The following is an 18,606-nucleotide window of genomic DNA, read 5'->3' as shown; positions in this document are numbered from 1 at the left end:
GCCATGCTGCATCGCGCCTGGCAGCACGGCGTCGTGCTGGCTGGCATCAGCGCTGGCTCGATCTGTTGGTACATGGGCGGCCCCACGGACTCGTTCGGTCCACCCTTGCGCAACATCACCAACGCCCTGGGTTTCCTGCCCTACGGCAGCGGCGTGCACTACGACAGCGAAGAGGACCGTCGCCCGCTGGTGCACCAGCTCGTCGCTCGGGGCGAGTTGCCCGAGACCCACTGCACCGACGACGGCGCAGGCCTGGTCTACTTCGGCACCGAACTCCGCGAAGCAGTTGCCGAGAGACCAGGCGCGCGGGGCTACATCGTCCGGCGCGATGGTGACGTTGCCAGCGAAGAAGCACTGCCCACGCGAGAGATCTAGAGGACACTGCCTGCGGCATGAGAGTGAACCGGGTCTACTGGCTGGGGACCTCGATCCTGGCCCATTGGTAGTGCCCTGCGTCCTCAAGCCACCCCCAGGTCGCGAAGTCGACAATCGTGCCGACTCGGGCTAGTTCTTCCTTGAGCGTTTCGTCGGATCTGTGACGGAAGAACCGGCCGTCGCTGCTGGACCAGTCTCGATTCTCGGTATGACCCCAGACACCGATGTCAACGATTCCGCCGGGCCGCACGACGCGTCGCAGTTCGGCAAGTGCGATTCCGAAATCGTCGTTAGGCAGGTGCATGAGCGTGCTCATGCTCCACGCAGCGTCGAAGGTGGTCTCCTCGAAGGGCAAGTGAGTGGCATCGGCGCGCACGGCACGCAGGCCGAGCGTTGAGCAGACCTCGATCGCGGTCGCGGACAGGTCCACGCCGGTGTAATCGAAGGCTGCTCGCTGGATGACCGCACCGTCCCTGCCAGCTCCGCAGCCGACCTCGAACACCGACGTCGCGTCTCGCTCCCTGAGTGCGCTCAAGAAGTCCTCCAGCCGCTGGACGCGCTCCGGCGCTACCGGTCGAGACGCACGGTCGGTCATCTCGCCGTCGTAGAAGGTGCGGAGTGCTGCGCGAATGTCTGCCACCACACCCCAACCCTACGAGCTGGCTCGTGATCAGCGGCATACAAGATGTCTCCCGGGCGCAGGGAATGACGACACGTAGTGGGGCGCTATGCCCGCTGACCGAATCAGGCGAGATAGTGCCAGACCCTTTTCAGGGCTTGCTGCTGGTGGTCTCCTGAGCGCGCGGCCTGCCCGATCACGTCGGGCGTGAGCACTGTCTCCATCGACTGGGCCAGCTCCACGTACTCGGCACCCCGATAGATGGGGTCCAGTGATGCGGTGGCGGTCGTGAAGCCTGGATGCCATTCCACCTGACAACCCAAGGCCTCAGCTGCTCTTTCAACGTCTGTGCCCTGGTAGCAGGGGTCCAGGACAACAGCCTCGACATCGCGGTCGATGAGCACCTGACCGTGGACATGCGCCTCGACATACCGATCCAGCGGATCCAGGTCACTCGAGCGTGCCAGTCGGATCAGTTCGTCGACCTCGCCCAGCCCGCAGACCGCTGCGGGTTCGAAGACGGAATCTGGAAAGCAGAACGTGCAGCGATCCATGACCTCCTCGCGCAGGCGAAGATGCGCCGATCCGAACCGGACGGAGCCGCCATAGGGATCACCATCGAAGTTCAAAGCCCCGTACACCGGACGTCGGCTGTGGGCGGCACCGTCGTAACGCCCGCCGAAGAGACGGTTCTCCCAACGCCAGCGGTCCCCGCCCTCGTAAGCCGTCAGGCCACCATTGGATGTTCCCGTCTCGAACTGGCTGCGGTAGCGCCCATCACGGGCGAGCGCCTGGATGACCAACCCGTCACCGAAAGGCCAGTCTGGGTGAAACTGCAGCGTGACTTGCACATCGACGATGCTGCCATCCCCGCGGTCATCGAATGCCCAAGAACGGCCTGCCGCCCTGCGACAGCACGGAAGTCTGCACGGGCCGTCGGGCATGGTGAGATCGTGCTGGTCGATGCCCAAGGAGGGAGTCGGAGCTCAGGCCGACTGCGCGGGTCGCGGGTCGGGTAGCGCGCTGTACATGTACATGTCTCGACGCTCGGCTCCCACCCACTGCCAGGACCGCAGAAGACCCTCGCGGACGAAACCGCACAGCTCGGCAGCGCGCCAGGACCCCTCGTTCCACGGCTCCACATACAGCTCCAGGCGTTCGACCTCCTCCAGAGCGAGCGCCCACGCCGTGAGCGCCTGCAGGGCCGCCCGCAGGTAACCGCGTCGGCGGTACTGCGGTGCGATCCAGTAACCCGTGCTGGCGCGTCCGTCGTAGATGCTGTGCAGCCACAGTCCGATCTGCCCGACTGCTTGGCCGGTGTCGGCCTCGGCGATGGCGAATGAGTAGCCAGCGCCGGTGCACAGACGCTCGTGCTGCCTGGCGATGTACTCCAACGCCTCCTTTCGGGTCCCGCCCGCGGGGACGGTCGTGATCAGGGGAATCAAGTCGTCGCCGGCGACGGACTGCACCAAGGGCACGTCACGGTCCTCGAACGGCCGAAGAACAACGACTCCGTTCTGGAGCACCGGCATCACTGTGGGCAGCACCCAGCCATCCAATCACCCGGGAGTGACGGCGAGCAGACGCCCGCTCCGTGCGGGTCGCGGCAGTAGAGGATGGTCAGTCAGTCCGCGGCAAGCGAGGCCGCGACGCGGTCGAGTTCGTCCCTGGTCGCGCGCGTGCCCGGCAGCTCGACCGCGACAGCGTCGTTGCCATGCCGCGGAACAACGTGCATGTGGACGTGGGGAATATCCTGCTCGGCCTCTGCACCGTCGGACAGGTGCAGATTCACCGCCGGGGCGTGCTTTGCCTTGACCCTCCGGACCATCAATTGCGTCATGCTCCACAGCGCGGCGCCCTCGTCCGGTCTGAGGTCAGCCAACGAGGGAACGTGTCGGCGGGGCACGATGAGCACGTGCCCAGGGGCGACCGGGTATGCGTCCATGAATGCCACGGCCAGCTCGTCGCGAGCGGCGATGCTCGCTTCTCCAGGGTGGCTTGAGAGCTCGCAGAACGAGCATGTAGCCGACACACTCTCAGACATGGGCGCACTCTACGAGCAGCGGCCGGTGGACGCGAAGCATGCGGCAAAGTAGGGCGAGGAACGCGGTCAGCTGTCGACCGGCACCTCGAGCGAGGTATGCCGCCAGATGAGGCCGTCACGAAGCACGAACGACCCGACGATCCGCACCGTGTCACCGGCAACGTCTTGAACGACGTCGTAGAGAAGCGTGTCCTCCGTGCGGCACACCGCGGTGGCCCTGAGGATGCGCCGTGGCGGTGTGACGGCCTGGGTGAAGAGATTCAGGATGTCTCTACCTTGCACTGCGCCTCGATCATGGAGCACGACGGCTTCAGGGTGATAGCGGTTGGCCAGTCCAACGGCGTCGCCGAGTTCGAGCAAGGCGACTTGTTCAGGCAGAAGTGTTGCGGTGTCCAAGGCCATGACGATGAGACTAGAGGCACGGCTGGAGGTCCCGCTGGGGAGAACTGATGCGGAAAGGCGCCTCAGCGGTCGTCAACTCGCCGGTCGCGGCAAAACCGGACGCTTGTCACCCGAGGCGTGGGAGCACGGTTTTCGGATTCGCTATGGCTCTTCCACCGCCTGGTTGCCGTTCATCCGGAACATGTAACCGCGCGTCGTCCCACGTCGGCAGCCTGCTCGACGAGGCGCTCATGGAAGGGAGTCCGGAAAGATCTTGGCGCGGAACCGGTAACAACGCTAGCTAGAGGCCCGGGCACCCAAACCTAGCCTCCGTGGTCGGTATGTCTATGCTTTCGCCCATGCCTGAACCGCTCCAGACACCCGTCCTCGCCGGCGGCGTGGTGACGCTGCGCCCGCACACGATGGCGGACCTGCGACCGGTGCTGGAGCGGTGCCTGGACCCCGAGTCGGTCCGGTGGACGACCGTGCCGACGGGGTACACCGAGGACATGGCGCGGGACTACCTCGAGCAGATCATCGAGCCGTCCGCTGAGCAGATCTCCTGGGCGATCGAGGCGGACGGGCAGTATGCGGGCACGATCGACCTGCGATCCGGCGGTGGCGAGGGGGAGCACGCCTCGGGCGACGTCGGTTACGTCACTCATCCACGATTCCGGGGGCGGGGCATCATGACCGCCGCAGTGACCCTCGCGGTCGACCACGCCTTCGACGTCCTCGGCTGGGAGTTGCTGGTCTGGCAGGCCAACATTGGCAATGTCGCCAGCTACAAGCCCATGTGGCGCAACGGCTTTCCTCGACCACTGTCTGTGCCCGCCCTGCTCAACCACCGGGGGGTGATGCGCGACGGGTGGCATTCGGTCCTGGAGCCGGGCATGCCCCGCGAGCCGCAGGGCCGGTGGGAGGATGTGAGCGCCGCCCTGCTCCGCGATGTCGAGCAGGCGCGTCGCCCAGGTTGACGATCGAGCCTCCCCGCATGGCGCTGGGGCAGGACCCTCCGAAGGCCTGGGAGGGGTGACCTCACCACAGGGCGAGCGACACCCCGATCTCCAACAATGTGCTGCCTGCACGCGGCAAAGTCGGACGTCACGCTGGAGGGCTGGTGACTACTGATCCTTTCCGCGCAACAAGCGGATTCGCTGTAGCCAGCCCCGGGTGGAGATCGCACCGGCCACAGGGTCTGCGCCCTGCCGCTGCGCCATGAGGACCCCCGCCGCTGCGCCGAGAACACCCTGCTCGCACTTGGTGCAGACCCGGCGTCCAGTCGCCGTTCGACGTGCTTGACCCCTGAACATTCGACCGCACTCGACGCAGGTGAACGTGCTCATCCGTGCACCCTATGGTGATTCCGGTTCAGCCTGCAGGAATGCGTTGCGGCGGACGCGTGCGTCCCACGTCAATGCGACTGGGTCGGACGAGTGTAGCCGTCCTCCACGCGGCAAAGTCGGACGAGCGTAGCCGGCCTCCACGCGGCAATACCGGATGTCACCCGTGGGGTCGCGAACCGTTCGTCCCTGCCGGGCGCGATCAGCTTCGTCCGCTCGCCGCAGGCGGTGCAGCGATACCCGAGGCGCATCACGGTCCGATGAAGAAACCCTCGGGGACGGCTGATGCACCGTGAATGTTGTTTCTCCTAGCCGCGCATCTTCCTTGATGCATCCAGGGACAACCAGAGCCCGAGTTCCCCTTCATGAAGAGCTTTCGCGTGTGCCGAATTCCGTGTGCCTGGAAATGACGAGCAAACCGCATGGCTCAGGTGACCGCATGAGGCTTCGGTAGCAGTCAATTCAACGCTGAGTGGTCCCAACGTAAGCATTGTGGACTGCCGGTCGTGCGAATCGACGTACGCGCCCAAGGCTTGGTAGACGCGCACGTCTTCCCGGATGTCCCTGCTGCTCACTTCGACACGTGAGATGGCCACCGAGCAATTGGCGTGGTCGGCCGGTGCTCCCGCCCAGCGGTCCTCCGACGGCTCCGCCCATTCGATCAGGAACGGATAGGGCGTGAGCCACTGGCGATCATGGATGAGGCCCGTGCGCCAGCTGAGTCGTCGCCCGTCCGGCTGGGTCCGACTCATGAGATGCGGTCCGGTGACAGACACGTCGTCTTGTTTTAAAGATTCCAGCCAGTGGTCGAGGTCGTGGACTTCGAGCGCATACCCGAGCAGACCGATCGGCTGAGCGTCGAGGAAGTCCACGACCTGTCGGCGGCTGCCGCCCGCGGCCATCGCTTGGTCACGGTCGACGACGGTGAGCAGTTCAAGGTACCCCTCTTGCAGCCTCACCAGTTCGTTCGCGGTACCCCGCCCCTCATGCTCACCCCCGGTGGCGGGTGTGAAGCCGGCCTTCACCAAGGTCTGCTTACCTCTGGGTAGATCGCGCGTCCCGATCACGACATGATCGAGGCAGGGGACGGTGGCCGGCCTAGCGCGGATGCCGCGCGTCATGACCGGTCGAGGATGATCGCCATGGCATCTTCGACGTGGGCGCGTGCCAGTTCGGCGGCGCGGTCTGCGTCGCCCTCGAGGACGGCGGCCGCGATCTGCTCGTGGTCTCCCCAGGAGCGGGCCAGCAGGTCGCGGTCGTAGGCAGCGACTATGCGCGTGTTGAAGCTGTAGAGGCGGGTTCTCACGATCTCCTCGCCGAGGCGTTTGTTGTGTGCGGCCCGGACAACGAGGTCGTGGAACGCCTCGTTGGCGTCAATGCGGGCGCGACCCCCGAGGAAGCGCAGGTGTGAGGATTCACCGCTTACCGTGGACAGGGCATCCCTGTCGGCCTCGTCTGCACGCTGTGCCGCAAGCCGGGCGGTATGTGACTCCAGTGCGGCTCGAACTTCGTAGATGTCTCGAATCTCGTCCTGGGTGTGCTCATAGACGACCCAGCGACGGCGGCGCGACACGATGAGGCCGTCCGAGGCCAGACGCTGCATTGATTCGCGAACGGGGGTGCGGCTGACCTGCAGCCGCTCAGCGATCTCTGCTTCTACCATTGGCTGGTTCGGCCACAAGTCTCCGTGCACGATTTCGCTGCGGAGAGTCTGATATACCCGCTCGGAGAGCATCTCGACGCCACCGCCGGGGCTCTCGGCGGGACCAGACGACGAGGACATGTCAGTACACAGGACGCTCTGACGTGCCTGCGAGCGACGCTTCCCACGCCGGCACCGGGGGAAGCACGTCGATCATGTGCGGCACTTCGACGTCGATGTAGAGAGTCTTCGGGTCATGCGCGAACTCTGACACGAGTTCTCGGAGGCGATCGATGCTCGTCACACGCTCTCCTCTGATGCCGCACGCTTCGGCGACCTTGACGGCGTCGATGGTGCCAGGGTCGACGCCGAAGTAGCGACGACCGGAGTAGAGGTGCTGCAGCATCTTGATCCAGCCGAGAGAGTGGTTGGTGAACTGCACGAAGAGGATGGGTAGGTCGAGTCGGCTCACCGTTTCGAGCTCCCCGCAGGCCATCGCGAAGGAGCCGTCGGCGGTGACCGAGACCACCGGCGTGTCGGGCTGTGCGACCGACATGCCGACCGCCGCGGGTATGGCGTAACCCATGGGACCATGGCCGCGGGGGATCACCACCGTTCGGCCGGCCTCTTGGATCCTGCGGAAAGTGGCGACGTTGGGTGTCGGCGTTCCCGGGTCGGCGACCCAGAGGGCAGCGTGACCGAGCACCTGGTCCACGACCTCCACAACGTCGCGAGGCAGAAGTTGTCCGGGAGCCAGGTCCGTGGAGTCTCGTTCTCTTTCCCATTCGGACCGCCGTTCACGAAGGTCATGGGCCCGGGCCTCTCGGACGCTCTCAGAGGCAGGACGCAGGTGCTCCGCGAGCTGCCCGAGCACTGTCCGGGCGTCGCCGACCAGACGTACTGCCTGGGGGAAGTTGCGTCCAGCCCGGTCGGGGTCGATATCGATCTGGATGACCGCAGTACCGCTCCGCGCCGGGCCCTGCCAGCTGTTGGTGTCCGTGGCGTTGGCCCGGGTCCCGATGAGGAGCACGACGTCTGCTGCGGCCAAGTATTCGTTGGCGTAGGGTCGACCGCCGTTGTTCCCCACCACACCCAACGACCACGGACTGCTGTCTGCAATGGCACCGCGGCCGTGGATCGTGGTCGCCACCGGGATCGCGCCTGCATCCGCAAGGGAATGAAGTGCATCCCATGCCTGCGAGCTGTGCACACCTGAACCAGCCATCACGGCGGGCCGCTCCGCACCCGCAAGCAGTTCGGCTGCCTCGGCAACCGCCTGCGGGTCTGCGCCGTCACGCCACGCCGGCACACTCACGCACTGCGGCTCCGGCTCTCCGAGAACCGGTGTCTGCGCCTCGACGATCTCGTCGAAGACGTCCTCGGGGAAGATCAAGGCCACCGGTCCCGGACGTCCCTCTGCGGCAGCGCCCAGGGCTGATTGGACGGCCTGCGGGATGTCAGCAGCGTGCTCCACCACGATGGTTCGTTTAGTCACTGCAGAGAACAGGGCGACCTGGTCGATCTCGGTGAGCGCACCCGTTCCGCGGCTGCTCCGGTGAATGTCCGAGGTTACGAGCAGCATGGGAATCCCGGAGGCCATGGCCTCACCCATCCCACCCACCACATACGTTGTGCCTCCGCCCGAGGAGACCTCCACGACACCAACCCGGTCCGTCACACGCGCGTAACCGTCCGCCATGGCCGCGGCATGCCGCTCGTCGCGCGCCAGCACGTGTCTCAGCTTGTCGGTGACCGAGTACAGGGCGTCGTAGAAGACAACGCCGGTGTCTCCTGGCACTCCGAAGATGGTGGTGACCCCAGCCTGGATCAGTGACTCAGCCAGGATGTCCGCTCCACGCAGCGATGCCATTGGGTTCCTGTCCTCCCGTGGTTGGGGTGGCTCTTGCCGCCCCTCGTTGGGCATGCAATATTGCATGCAAAGCATAGGGAGTCAACCACTTCCCTCGCGCACCAGGAGGACATATGAGTGCCGTAACGCAAGAGCTGAGCACCTTCGCGAGCCGACTGGCGTTGGCTGACGTGCCGGACCCGGTAGTGGACAGAGCCATCTTGGCCCTGCGTGACCTGCTGGGTATCGCCCTGTCCGAGTCATCGTCGGCAGTGACAGACAAGCTCCTCCACGTGGCCCGGCGCTCCGCGGGTCAGGGACCGTGCGTTCTTCCCGGACGAGGGGAACGTCTGTCGCCGTTCTGGGCTGCTGCCGTCATGGGCACAAGCACCCACCACGCGGAGCTCGACGATGGCCACCGCGGCGGTCACGTCCATCCGGGGGTGACGACGGTTCCGGCACTCCTGATGGACGCTCAGGTTCGTGAGTCCGACGGGGAGGACCTGCTCGCCGGTTTGATCGCGTCTTACGAACTGGCGATTAGGATCGGCGAGGCAATCAGCCCGGATGCGCAGTACGACAGGGGCTTCCACATCCCGGGGTTGGTGGGGATGCTCAGTGCGAGTGCCGCGGTCGCCCGGCTGCGCCGCATGGCACCCGATCAGACGGCTCAAGTCATGGGATGTGCGGTGCTCGGGCCGATCACACCGTTTCTGGCGTTCAGCGCCGGCCGACCGGTCAAGGACTTCTACGGGGGGTGGCCGGCCGCCATGGCGATCCTTGCGGCCGATCTCACGGCCGCGGGGCTCGGTGGACCTCACGACCTGCTCGACGCCCCGATGGGGTGGTTCGACGTCGTCGGTGCCGGGCGCGAAGCCGCAGGACGCTCTTTGGAGGTGTTGGGAGAGCGGTGGCGCATTCTGGAGACCTACGTCAAGGTCCATGCCGCATGTAGTTTCTCCCACTCGCCGATCGACGCGGCGCTCGACCTGCACGACCCGACGACCCCTACGGCTGACATCGTCGGGGTCACCGTCGCCACCCACGTGTTCGCCGACCGGCTTGACGAGCGTCGGCCCAGCACCCCGCAGGGGGCGCGCTTCTCCATCCCGTGGGTGGTGGCGGCGGCCCTTGCCAGAGGTCGCGTGGGGCCGAATGAAACAGAACCTGGTGCACTGCAGGACCCCGAGCTCCTGGGGCTGGCGGCCCGAGTCGACGTGGTGGAGGACACGCACGCTACCCGCCAGCACTTGACGGACGACACCGTGAGGCCAGCCCGGGTGTCCGTGCGGTACGCCGACGGCACCGAGCGCGTCGCCGAGCGGACCGTGGCTCGCGGAGGCCCTGAAAACCCGCTGAGCGAGGAGGAGGTCTACGCCCGCTTCATGAGCCTGAACGAAGCCATCAAGGCCGAGAAGCTGCAGAAAGTCTGGGACGCGTGCGGAAACCTCAGAGCCGACGGAGGTCTGGGAGGCCTGGTCCAGGCACTTGAGGCAACCGGTCGCGACATAACGGCAAGCCGTTGACTCGTTTGCATGCGAACCTGCATACTGACTGGCACTTCAGCGTAGAAGAAGCCGCGGTACACACCGCGTGCTCGTCGAGAGGAAGAACATGAACGGACGGCAAGGACTTACTGCACTGGCTCTGATCGGAATGGCAGGGTCCTTGACGGCCTGCGGTCAGGGCGGCGGCGCATCCGCGTACCCGGATGGCCCGATCGACATGATCATCCCGTGGGACGCTGGGGGCTCCTCCGACCTGGCGGCACGCCAGTTCGCGAACCACCTTGAGGACCAGCTGGACACCACCATCACAGCAACCAACATGCCGGGGGCCAATGGTGCAACGGGCTGGGCCGAGCTCGCTGATGCCGAGCCTGACGGCTCCACGATCGGTCTGGTGACCTATGACATCCTCACCAACCAGGCCATGGACGAAAACGCCACCCAGCTGGAGGACCTCGACTTCCTCATGCAGTTCGAGTCCCAGCCGCTCGCTCTCTACGTGCATTCCGAGGGTGACTTCCAGACGATCGAGGACCTGGTCAACGCTGACCGCGAGGTGTCCTTCGGCACGTCCGGTCTCGGCGGTGTCTTCCACCAGGGAGCCGGCCTGTTCGCCAAGAGCGTCGGTGGCGAGTACAAGTACGTACCCTTCGACGGAAGCGGCGGGCAGCTCACCGCACTTCTCGGTCAGCACGTCGATGCGATTGTGACCAGCCCGACGGCGCCGGCTCAGTACGTCGAGGACGGGACGCTCAAGATGCTCGGGGTCTTCGCCGATGAGCGTTCGCCGGCCTACCCGGACACCCCGACCTTCCAGGAGCAGGGTTTTGACGTACCGGCCCACTCGAGCTTCCGCGGGATCGCCGCACCGACAGGCCTGGACGAAGAGGTCCGTCAGACGCTCGTCGATGCCCTCAAGGCTACGTATGACGCTGAGGAGTTCAAGACGGCGGCTGAGGAGATGTCTTTGCAGCTGGAGTACCTGGACTCTGAAGCCTTCACCGACCGCCTCAACGACATGGCGCCGGTCGTCGAGGAGGTCCTGAGCGACCTTGACCTCACGGGCAGCTGACCGCCATCACATGGGAGACGAGGAAAACCTTCACGAGGTGACGGGCACCTCGCCCGAGCCGGAGTTGACGGGCGCCCTGTGGTCCCAGCTCATACTGCCCGTCAGCTTCGTCGCTTTGGGCGCCGTCATTCTGGTGGCCTCCACGCGATTCCCCGACAACGCGACGGCGCGGACGTCCCCAGGGCTGTACCCGAGCATCGTCGCGACTGTCCTCGTCGGCGCCGCGCTGCTGAGCGTCTGGGAACTCCTCAGGCGGCGCCGTCGCGTGCGGCCGAGCCCCACTGAGGTGTCGGCCACGCAGCCTGTCACCACGGCTGCAGAGCCGACGCGGCAGGAGGAACGGCTCGTCTCCCGCACAACGTGGATCCGTGCTGTTTCCACGCTTGTGCTGAGCGTGCTCTACGTCGTCGTCATCCCTGTGCTGGGCTTCGTACTGACGACCTTCGTGTACTGCTTCGCCTTGAGCGCTCTCCTGCGCGGCGCATCCGTGCGGGGGCTTGCAGGGTCGGCGGTGATTGCCGCGGGACTGGTCGCTGCGGCGTACTACATCTTCGTGGTCGGGCTCAGTGCAAACCTGCCGCGGGGGGTGTTCTTCTAGTGGACTTCGCAGCAGTCATCGGTGAGGTCCTTACCCCCGCCAGTCTGTTCTGGATCATGGTCGGCGTGCTGGCCGGCCTCCTTGTCGGTGTCATCCCAGGACTGACTGCGACGGTCGCGATCGCCTTGCTCGTGCCGCTAACCTTCGAGCTGGACCCCCTCCACTCACTGCTCATGCTCACCGGGATCTTCAGCGGGAGTATGTACTCCAACTCGATCACCTCGATCACGTTGAGGACGCCCGGCAATCCCGCTGGCGCCGTCACTGTGCTCGACGGCTACCCACTGGCCCTTCGTGGGCAGGCGGGACGTGCAGTCGGCATGGCGGCCTGGGCGAGCGTCGTAGGCGGGCTGCTTGGTGTCCTCGCCCTGAGCTTCCTCGCCCCGCCGCTGGCCTCGGTAGCGCTGCAGTTCTCTCCCGTGGAGTACTTCGCGGTCGGCATCCTCGGCCTCACGACCGTGATCGCGGTCAGTGGACGGTCCGTGCCACGTGCCGTCGTGGCCACCACCTTCGGCTTGCTGGTCGGGACTGTCGGGATGGACCCCCTCGTCACCCAGCCTCGCTTCACGTTCGAGCAAAGAGAACTCACGACAGGCATTCCCTTCCTCCCAGCCGTCATCGGGCTGTTCGCGCTGGCCGAGGTTTTTCGCCTCGCTGGCGAACACCGACTGGGTACGCGGGCGGTGGCTGCCATCGGCCGCGTGCTACCCAGCCGGAAGGACATTCGCCGCACGGGGAGGCCGGTCCTGCTCGGATCCATTATCGGCATCATCGTGGGTATTCTCCCGGGCGGCGGCGGAGCTATGGCCTCCTTTATCGCCTATGGCGAGAGCCGGCGGTACTCCAAACATCCAGAGGAGTTCGGCAAGGGATCGATCGAGGGCCTGACCGCGGCGGATGCCGCCAACAACGGGGTGACTGGCGGCGCCATGGTGCCGTTGCTGACACTGGGTATCCCTGGTGACGCCGTCACGGCCGTCATGCTGGGAGCCCTCATGGTGCAGGGCATCCAACCGGGCCCCCGGCTCTTCACCGGCGGCGGAGACCTGGTCTACCCCCTGTTTGTCGGCATGTTCCTTGCCAACATCCTGATGTTCGCCATCGGCTTGCTCCTGGCGAAACCCCTGGCGAGCATCGCGATGGTGCCCTACAGCATCCTCTTGCCAGGCATCGCAATGTTCTCGTTCGTGGGATCGTTCGCTGCCACGGGGCGCGTCTACGACCTGTGGGTCGCCCTCGCCTTCGGGTTTATCGGCTACTTGATGAACAAGTACGACTACCCGATCGCCGCGGTGGCCCTTGGGCTGATTCTCGGTCCCATCATCGAGAGCAACCTGCGGCGTGGTCTGGTGATGTCCGGAGACGACTGGTCCATCTTCGTCACCCGTCCCATTTCCCTGGGGGTACTGGTGGCGGCTGCTCTGCTGCTCACCTTCTCCATCGTCCAGGCCCGCCGCAGGCGCGCTAACGCCGACTTCCTCGTGGAGTGAGTTCCCGCCGGGCAGTGAGTGACGCCGGCCTGGTCCCCCTGGTCGTGCTGGTGACGGTTGGCTCCGTTCTGCCGGTGTTCCTTCTGGGCGCAAACGGGCCGCAGGTGATGGCCGACCTGAAGTTCGACGCCGGCGGTCTAGGTGCTGTGGCCGGGAGCTACACCATCGGGCTGGCCGTGGCATCTCTCGGTCTGGGCCGGTGGCTCGATAGGAGTTCCCTGCCCCGAGCGGTCCTGACCGCAACTGGGCTGGGCATCGCGGGGGGCGTCACGGCAGCGGCGACTTCAAGTCTGCCCATGCTGGCGATCGGCCTGTTCGCCAGCGGGGTCTCGAGCAGTACCTACCAGATGTCAGCCGGGCGAATTCTGCAGAACTCGGTGGGAGGAGGCGGTCACGGTGTTGCGTTCGGCTGGTTCCAGAGCGCTAAACCGGTAGCCGTCGCGGTCGCTGGGGCGTTCGGGATGCTCGCCACCCTGGGTGTCGGCTGGCGCGCAAGCTTCGCTGGCGTCACGGCGGTCACGGCCGTGCTTGCCGCCGTGCTAGCTCTGTGGTGCGTAGACCACGAGCCGGGCACGCAGAAACGTTCTATCGAGGGCGGTTCACGCCAGGGCATTGTTCTGCTGGCCGCTCTCATGGCTCTGGGGTTCGGCCTGACCAACATCTCCACAACATTCCTGAGCGACACGGTGCAGGTGGCGGGGCCCGCGGCTCTTGGATCGGGTGCACTCCTCACAGTGGGTGGATTGCTTGCGGCTGTCGGCCGGGTCGCAGCGGGGCGCCTCACCGACGTCACCGGCTGGGATGAGCTCGCCCTCGTGGCACCAGCCTTCATCGCAGCCGGCATAGGAAGCATTCTCGTGGGAACCCTCGCGTGGTCGGCAATCGTCACTGGCTTCCTGCTGATCTTCGCCCTCGGCTGGGCTTTCGGAGGGCTGCTCGTTGCCCAAGGAACGCGTCGGTATCCCGGGAACTCCGCAGCGGTCGTCGGAGTGCTCCTCGTTGGAGGGGCGATCGGGGGCTCTGTCAGTCCCCCAATCTTCGGAGCCGCCGCGACGACCTGGGGCTACGACGTCGCCTGGAGAGGGTGGGGAGTCGCCATGCTCATCGCAGGCCTATGCGCGGGCGTCCTGGCCTTCAGGCGGCAACACTCTGGTCAGCGGCGGCTGAAAGGAGGTTCCGACAGCTAACCCGTCTCCGACGCCCCCTGAGTTTGGTCATTTCGTTAGTGCGTGAGCCCGCCGCGTTGGATGGCCTCGAGGATGGCTTGCTTGTCGGCGGGGATCTGGGAGGGGAACGTCTGGCGGGTGGCGTTGATGGCGACGGTGGCTGAGCGCAGCTGGCGGACGACCGTGCGGACGGCCAGGCCGGTGCGGTTCTGGATCTCGCGGGAGAGGGCCAGGGCGGTGAAGACGATGGTCAGGTGGGCCTGGTCGCGTCACGCTTCCTGGCGAACAGCGGCCGGGCCTTGAGGTCGGTCTTGGACATCCGGAACGAGGCCTCAACCTGCCACAGAAGACGCCGGGGACGACCGAGGCCTTGGTCCTCATCCGTTCGATATCGCCTTGGATGTTGCCTTCTTCGACTTGGGTGGCCTGGACGCTCGATCAGCGAGCTGCGCGAGATGTCATCACCAACCATCTCGCCTAGAAGCCGACACTATGACCGCAGAGGCCACGGATGCGGCAGGAGCGGACGCTACCGCGTCCGCAGTGCGGCTACTAGGAGACTTCGCGTCATGACCGGGTCGGGCCAGACTCGGTCTAGGTGCCCGGCGGGACGCTCCCTATCGCGGCTGCCCAGCCCGTGTGGTTGTGGCTCTCTTCTGGACTGTGCCTCGTCGGGCGCCGCTGACGAGGCGTGGCTCAAGAGGGGACTGCCCTGCTCGTAGTAGCACTGCCCACCTCGCCGTTCCTTATCCGGTTCGAGACGCCTGTTGGAGGCGAGGAGCATGGCAGAGGTCATCATCGGGGTCGACCCCCACAAGCTGTCCGCGACGATCGAGATCGTGGACCGTCAGGAACGGCTGGTCGCCACCGGCCGGTTCGACACCGACCAGCGCGGGTACACCGCGATGCGGTCCTACGTGCGCACCTTCCGCCACCGTCTCTGGGCGGTCGAGGGCGCCAACGGCACCGGACGGCCACTGGACCAGCGGCTGGTCGAGGACGGCGAACGGGTCGTCGACGTCCCGGCCAAGCTGGCCGCCCGGGTCCGGTTGTTCGACACCAGCCACAACCGCAAGACCGATGCCCTGGACGCGCACTCGATCGCCGTCGTCGCCGTTCGCACCCCCGGGCTACGGGTGGTGCACCCCGACGGAGAACTCAAGGCGCTGCGGATGCTGGCCGACCGCCGGGACGAGCTATCCCGGCTGCGCGTGCAGACGGTCAACCGGCTGCAACGGCTTCTCGGTGAGCTGATCCCGGGCACGAGGAAGCGGGACCTGTCGGCGCTGCAGGCCAAGAAGATGCTGGCCGGCGTCCGCCCCCGCGACGTCGCCGGGAAGACCCGGCGCCGGATGACGGTCGAGGAGGTCGCCGACCTGGTCGCCGTCGACGCCAAGCTCAAGGCCATGAAGGCCGAGCTGAAGGCCGCCGTCCTGGCCCGCGGGTCGCACCTGATGGACATCCACGGCATCGGCCCCGCCGGCGCCGCCCGGATCCTGGCCGACACCGGTGACGTCGCCCGGTTCCCGACCAGGGCGCGGTACGCGTCCTGGACCGGCACCGCGCCCCTGGACGCCTCCTCCGGCCAGCAGATCCTCACCGCCTCTCCCGCGCGGGGAACCGGCGGATGAACCACGTCCTGCACATCGCCGCGACCGTGCAGCTGCGCAACAACACCGAGGGCCGGGCCTACTTCAACCGCAAGGTCGCCACCGGAAAGACGTCGATAGAGGCGCTGCGCGCGCTCAAACGGCGCCTGTCAGATGTGGTGTACCGCCAGCTCCTCGCCGACGCCGCACCGCTCGAGAACCCAGACGCTGGGGCACTGCGGGGCGACTGACGTATCCAGCGCGGCCGACCTGCCCCCGCGCATCGGCACTTCGGACCAGCCACTTCCCGGACCCGCACACCCGACGCTACCCCCGCCCGACCCGCGCGACCACCCCCTCCCGGGTCCCGGCAGCGGCCACACCGCGTCACCGCGCCGGAGCCGTCAAGGTGCAGCGCCCCACCGGACGAACGACCTTGACGGCGACCAGCGGCGGCGCACCCTAGAAAGCGACGGAACCGGGCCCCTTGACACACAGGGGAACCAGAAGCGTGCGCTGACCGAAAGCTTCAGCGCTTCGGTGGTGAATCCCGGTTGGCGAATCCCTCGATCCAGTCGACTGCGGCGTCGGGCAGCAGCAGTTCGGCGGAGTCGTCGTCCTTCGTCCAGCACGGGTCTGCGCCTGCGGGTCCACCTACCAGCTCCGCCTCGGCACGGGGCACAACTACTGCGGTGTCGGGTTCGGAGAGTCAAGCCGGACGGTTGGCCCGATTGGAGACGCCGTCGACTGCCTCGCCCCCGGGGGCTGGGTGTTGAATGTTCTTATGGGCCCTTCCCAGGAGAACCCAAGAACGCTGGAAGCCAGGCGAGCCGGGGTCGAGCGGCTCCGAGGCATCTTTACCGACACTCTCGAGGCGACGTACCACAACCAGGCCAAGAGTCGTCGTCGAGACAGCCCAGGGAGTCTGCATCGCCTTAGGGAAGTGTTCGATCCTAGGAACCGGGGGGTGAGGGGGAAGGTCTTCGAGAAGGTTCTTGAGGGGGCGATCAACCGAGGCGACGTTCGATTGATCCAGCAGGTCAGGCCCGTGATGTCAGAAGCGAAGATTCACCCACCGTTTACAGCCGTGCACGTCGCTTTCGACCAGGTGACCGCGGCACAGTTGCGTGATCAGCTCCACGCCTCAGGATGGGACCCAAAGCACATCCAGTATCTTGATGGCCACAGGGGCGCGCCACGTAACCTATACCCGCTCATGGATTCTCTGGCGTCCGCATTGCGAAACCCTAGTGTCATGGCCGACGCACGTCTGAATGGGGCTGAAAAAGCGGATCTTTGGATCGGCAATAGGAGGCAAGTAACGGATGGTCGGACGTATTCGCGTGGCCGAGTAATCGGTGTAACCGTGAAATTGACGGAGAGTCTTCTTGTCCCGACTAACGTACGGGCAGCCATGTACGAAGAGCGCGCAGGGGTCCCCGAGTCCCCACGCTTCGACCCAGGTCTGGGGATGTGGCGGATACCCGTGCCGCGTGAGTTCATGCGAGATTTTGCGGCGAGCTGGAATCTGCTCATGCTCTTGCTCGACACAGAGACCTTGACGCCAGAGGCACAATTGCGGCTCAGGGAAGCTCCCGAGCTCAAAAGAATTCACCAAAAGCTCGTTTCCAACGAGAGTGCCACCATCGATGATGTCCGACATTTCCTCAACTTCGGGGCCCTAGACAGACTGCAAGCGATCCTCCCCAGAAAGCCCCTGCCGGAATACTGGGCAGACGGTGAACGAGCCAGGAAGATGGATCTCCGGGGCGGAGTGAGTCCAGCGTCATCGCAGGTCCGCCCGACGGCGGACCCAGCAGAGTCGCCTCGAAAGGTGGAGAGGGAGCCTGCACCCGAGGGTCTGCGATCTGGCGCGAAGATCCGTGTTGGACGCGGCTTCGCGATTCAACGTTCGGGATGGTGCATGACTGGCTACTGCTCAGGGTGCCCCCGGTTCTTCAGCTTTGGTGAGTGCCCGTGCTCGTGTCACGCCTAGTCCCGGCATGGGGGATCATGCGCTCGGGAGACCACGCCGCGATATCCCGGTCCCTCGCTCCGTGCTCCACCCTGCCACGGTGAGCCCTGTGAGCGTCTGGGGCTGACTCTGACCGTCCACCTCGACGCGCTACGGTGAACGAACACAGCGGCAGATGAGCATGTCCGCTGCGGCGTCCAGTTGCGATCTATTGCACGGGGCCCGTGCTTGTGTTCTGCACTCCCGGGCTGGACACTGTGCCATGACCATCACCGACGATGCAGCGAGTGGGACGTTGCTTGACCAGGGGAAGTCAGCCGAGAGGCGCGGGCCTTCTGCTGGCCGGTCGCGGCGCCAGGCTGCCGTCGCATTGCTCCTGGGAAGTTCGTTGTTCGCCGCCGGATGGTGATGGTCACACCCCAGTGTGTTCGGCAGCGTCGGAGGTGAGTTCGGCGTTCGCCCGGATCGGCTCACGCCTGTGTATGTCGACATGACAGGAGTGTCAGAGCGCCCCCACGTCACTCTCATCGAGGCAACGCCACGTGTACATGTCTTCGGGGGTGAGGTGCAGACCGACGTCCTCCTCTGCGACGGGGCTGAAATCGGAGTGGTCTACGGCGACCAGGTCGAGCATCAGTGTTACCCGCTCGGTGTCCACGGAGAAGACCTCAGCTGGGACCAGATGGTCCTGAAGGTCGCTCCCGTGGACGCTGAGACAGTGATCGTGGTGGACGGGGTGGACTTGACGTACGGCACGAGATTCCAAAGAGGCACCGAGCACACCGGGTGGGCAGGCACCATCGTGTTCCCGAGTGAGTGAGCACAGTGGGACCCGTTACAGGCCGGAGCGGTCGCGGCCCGCGAAAGAACTCCCGAGGGGCGGCAGATCAGCGCGTTTGCCACACCAAATGCTGGGTGGTTGCTCTTAGCATGTAGTCGTGCGGATCGAGCCGGA

General features: G+C 65.8%; 18 protein-coding genes and 1 pseudogene. 10 read left to right on the top strand and 9 right to left on the bottom strand.

Annotated features, from left to right (window positions below; genetic code table 11):
* Nucleotides 1–375: Type 1 glutamine amidotransferase-like domain-containing protein (locus tag FJR00_RS15315; RefSeq protein ID WP_181409671.1), on the top strand; the 375-nt coding region annotated here is incomplete at its 5' end.
* Between the two features lie 34 nt (nt 376–409).
* On the opposite strand, the gene FJR00_RS15310 is transcribed toward FJR00_RS15315, so the two are convergent.
* The 5 genes from FJR00_RS15310 to FJR00_RS15290 form a co-directional block, all read right to left on the bottom strand.
* A complete protein-coding gene (locus FJR00_RS15310; RefSeq protein WP_238330539.1) occupies nt 410–1,015 on the bottom strand; it encodes a class I SAM-dependent methyltransferase in 606 nt (201 codons plus the stop codon).
* A gap of 104 nt (nt 1,016–1,119) precedes the next feature.
* Nucleotides 1,120–1,965, bottom strand: a complete 846-nt coding sequence (locus FJR00_RS15305; RefSeq protein WP_238330538.1) for a DUF3626 domain-containing protein — start codon at nt 1,963–1,965, stop codon at nt 1,120–1,122.
* A gap of 15 nt (nt 1,966–1,980) precedes the next feature.
* A complete protein-coding gene (locus tag FJR00_RS15300) occupies nt 1,981–2,541 on the bottom strand; it encodes a GNAT family N-acetyltransferase (protein ID WP_238330537.1) in 561 nt (186 codons plus the stop codon).
* A 77-nt stretch (nt 2,542–2,618) separates the two neighbouring features.
* Nucleotides 2,619–3,038 (bottom strand): HIT family protein, encoded by a 420-nt coding sequence (locus tag FJR00_RS15295; RefSeq protein WP_141339560.1) that lies wholly within the window; start codon nt 3,036–3,038, stop codon nt 2,619–2,621.
* 66 nt (nt 3,039–3,104) lie between these two features.
* Nucleotides 3,105–3,440, bottom strand: coding sequence for a hypothetical protein (locus tag FJR00_RS15290; RefSeq protein ID WP_141339558.1), 336 nt, complete (start codon nt 3,438–3,440; stop codon nt 3,105–3,107).
* 338 nt (nt 3,441–3,778) lie between these two features.
* Here FJR00_RS15290 and FJR00_RS15285 point away from each other — a divergent pair, with 338 nt between their 5' ends.
* Nucleotides 3,779–4,396: a GNAT family N-acetyltransferase gene (locus tag FJR00_RS15285; RefSeq protein WP_158068675.1), complete on the top strand. Its 618-nt coding sequence runs from the start codon at nt 3,779–3,781 to the stop codon at nt 4,394–4,396.
* A gap of 674 nt (nt 4,397–5,070) precedes the next feature.
* On the opposite strand, the gene FJR00_RS15280 is transcribed toward FJR00_RS15285, so the two are convergent.
* Genes FJR00_RS15280 through FJR00_RS15270 form a run of 3 tightly spaced genes read right to left on the bottom strand, consistent with a single transcriptional unit; the run spans nt 5,071 to nt 8,274 of the window.
* On the bottom strand, nt 5,071–5,883 hold the full coding sequence (locus tag FJR00_RS15280; protein ID WP_141339556.1) for a VOC family protein: 813 nt from the start codon (nt 5,881–5,883) through the stop codon (nt 5,071–5,073).
* The gene (locus tag FJR00_RS15275) at nt 5,880–6,497 is read right to left on the bottom strand and encodes a GntR family transcriptional regulator (protein WP_181409670.1); all 618 of its coding nucleotides are present in this window, start codon (nt 6,495–6,497) and stop codon (nt 5,880–5,882) included. The genes FJR00_RS15280 and FJR00_RS15275 overlap by 4 nt, the downstream gene beginning before the upstream one ends.
* Before the next feature lie 49 nt (nt 6,498–6,546).
* On the bottom strand, nt 6,547–8,274 hold the full coding sequence (locus FJR00_RS15270) for a thiamine pyrophosphate-binding protein (RefSeq protein ID WP_181409669.1): 1,728 nt from the start codon (nt 8,272–8,274) through the stop codon (nt 6,547–6,549).
* Between the two features lie 113 nt (nt 8,275–8,387).
* Here FJR00_RS15270 and FJR00_RS15265 point away from each other — a divergent pair, with 113 nt between their 5' ends.
* The 5 genes from FJR00_RS15265 to FJR00_RS15245 all read left to right on the top strand — a co-directional run bounded on the left by FJR00_RS15265 (nt 8,388) and on the right by FJR00_RS15245 (nt 14,108).
* Nucleotides 8,388–9,779 carry an MmgE/PrpD family protein gene (locus FJR00_RS15265; RefSeq protein WP_141339550.1) on the top strand — a complete coding sequence of 464 codons (1,392 nt, stop codon included), beginning with the start codon at nt 8,388–8,390 and terminating at the stop codon, nt 9,777–9,779.
* Nucleotides 9,780–9,846: 67 nt separating this feature from the next.
* A complete protein-coding gene (locus tag FJR00_RS15260) occupies nt 9,847–10,833 on the top strand; it encodes a Bug family tripartite tricarboxylate transporter substrate binding protein (protein ID WP_141339548.1) in 987 nt (328 codons plus the stop codon).
* A gap of 10 nt (nt 10,834–10,843) precedes the next feature.
* Complete coding sequence (locus FJR00_RS15255) at nt 10,844–11,431, top strand: tripartite tricarboxylate transporter TctB family protein (RefSeq protein WP_141339546.1); 588 nt, start codon at nt 10,844–10,846, stop codon at nt 11,429–11,431.
* On the top strand, nt 11,431–12,921 hold the full coding sequence (locus FJR00_RS15250; RefSeq protein ID WP_141339544.1) for a tripartite tricarboxylate transporter permease: 1,491 nt from the start codon (nt 11,431–11,433) through the stop codon (nt 12,919–12,921). Before FJR00_RS15255 ends, FJR00_RS15250 begins: the two co-directional genes overlap by 1 nt.
* The gene (locus FJR00_RS15245; RefSeq protein ID WP_141339542.1) at nt 12,918–14,108 is read left to right on the top strand and encodes an MFS transporter; all 1,191 of its coding nucleotides are present in this window, start codon (nt 12,918–12,920) and stop codon (nt 14,106–14,108) included. The genes FJR00_RS15250 and FJR00_RS15245 overlap by 4 nt, the downstream gene beginning before the upstream one ends.
* A 35-nt stretch (nt 14,109–14,143) precedes the next feature.
* On the opposite strand, the pseudogene FJR00_RS16430 reads toward FJR00_RS15245, so the two are convergent.
* A pseudogene (locus FJR00_RS16430) lies at nt 14,144–14,433 on the bottom strand (IS1634 family transposase); the annotation flags it as partial.
* A 436-nt stretch (nt 14,434–14,869) separates the two neighbouring features.
* Between FJR00_RS16430 and FJR00_RS15240 the strand changes: the two are divergent.
* The 3 genes from FJR00_RS15240 to FJR00_RS15235 all read left to right on the top strand — a co-directional run bounded on the left by FJR00_RS15240 (nt 14,870) and on the right by FJR00_RS15235 (nt 18,471).
* On the top strand, nt 14,870–15,718 hold the full coding sequence (locus FJR00_RS15240) for an IS110 family transposase (RefSeq protein ID WP_238330535.1): 849 nt from the start codon (nt 14,870–14,872) through the stop codon (nt 15,716–15,718).
* A complete protein-coding gene (locus FJR00_RS16425; protein WP_238330534.1) occupies nt 15,715–15,927 on the top strand; it encodes a hypothetical protein in 213 nt (70 codons plus the stop codon). Before FJR00_RS15240 ends, FJR00_RS16425 begins: the two co-directional genes overlap by 4 nt.
* Nucleotides 15,928–18,075: 2,148 nt before the next feature.
* The gene (locus tag FJR00_RS15235) at nt 18,076–18,471 is read left to right on the top strand and encodes a hypothetical protein (RefSeq protein WP_141339540.1); all 396 of its coding nucleotides are present in this window, start codon (nt 18,076–18,078) and stop codon (nt 18,469–18,471) included.
* Nucleotides 18,472–18,606 lie beyond the last annotated feature (135 nt).

This window comes from Ornithinimicrobium kibberense (assembly GCF_006519705.1).
GTDB lineage: Bacteria > Actinomycetota > Actinomycetes > Actinomycetales > Dermatophilaceae > Ornithinicoccus > Ornithinicoccus kibberensis.
Note: the sequence above shows the minus strand (reverse complement) of the source record. Positions and strands in the feature narration are given on the sequence as shown.

Excerpts from the sequence above, each read along its gene's own strand:
- FJR00_RS15290 (WP_141339558.1), bottom strand. The coding sequence starts at position 3,440 with ATGGCCTTGGACACCGCAACACTTCTGCCTGAACAAGTCGCCTTGCTC.
- FJR00_RS15275 (WP_181409670.1), bottom strand. The coding sequence starts at position 6,497 with ATGCTCTCCGAGCGGGTATATCAGACTCTCCGCAGCGAAATCGTGCAC.
- FJR00_RS15270 (WP_181409669.1), bottom strand. The coding sequence starts at position 8,274 with ATGGCATCGCTGCGTGGAGCGGACATCCTGGCTGAGTCACTGATCCAG.
- FJR00_RS15285 (WP_158068675.1), top strand. The coding sequence starts at position 3,779 with ATGCCTGAACCGCTCCAGACACCCGTCCTCGCCGGCGGCGTGGTGACG.
- FJR00_RS15265 (WP_141339550.1), top strand. The coding sequence starts at position 8,388 with ATGAGTGCCGTAACGCAAGAGCTGAGCACCTTCGCGAGCCGACTGGCG.
- FJR00_RS15240 (WP_238330535.1), top strand. The coding sequence starts at position 14,870 with ATGGCAGAGGTCATCATCGGGGTCGACCCCCACAAGCTGTCCGCGACG.
- FJR00_RS16425 (WP_238330534.1), top strand. The coding sequence starts at position 15,715 with ATGAACCACGTCCTGCACATCGCCGCGACCGTGCAGCTGCGCAACAAC.
- FJR00_RS15295 (WP_141339560.1), bottom strand. The coding sequence starts at position 3,038 with ATGTCTGAGAGTGTGTCGGCTACATGCTCGTTCTGCGAGCTCTCAAGC.
- FJR00_RS15280 (WP_141339556.1), bottom strand. The coding sequence starts at position 5,883 with ATGACGCGCGGCATCCGCGCTAGGCCGGCCACCGTCCCCTGCCTCGAT.
- FJR00_RS15255 (WP_141339546.1), top strand. The coding sequence starts at position 10,844 with ATGGGAGACGAGGAAAACCTTCACGAGGTGACGGGCACCTCGCCCGAG.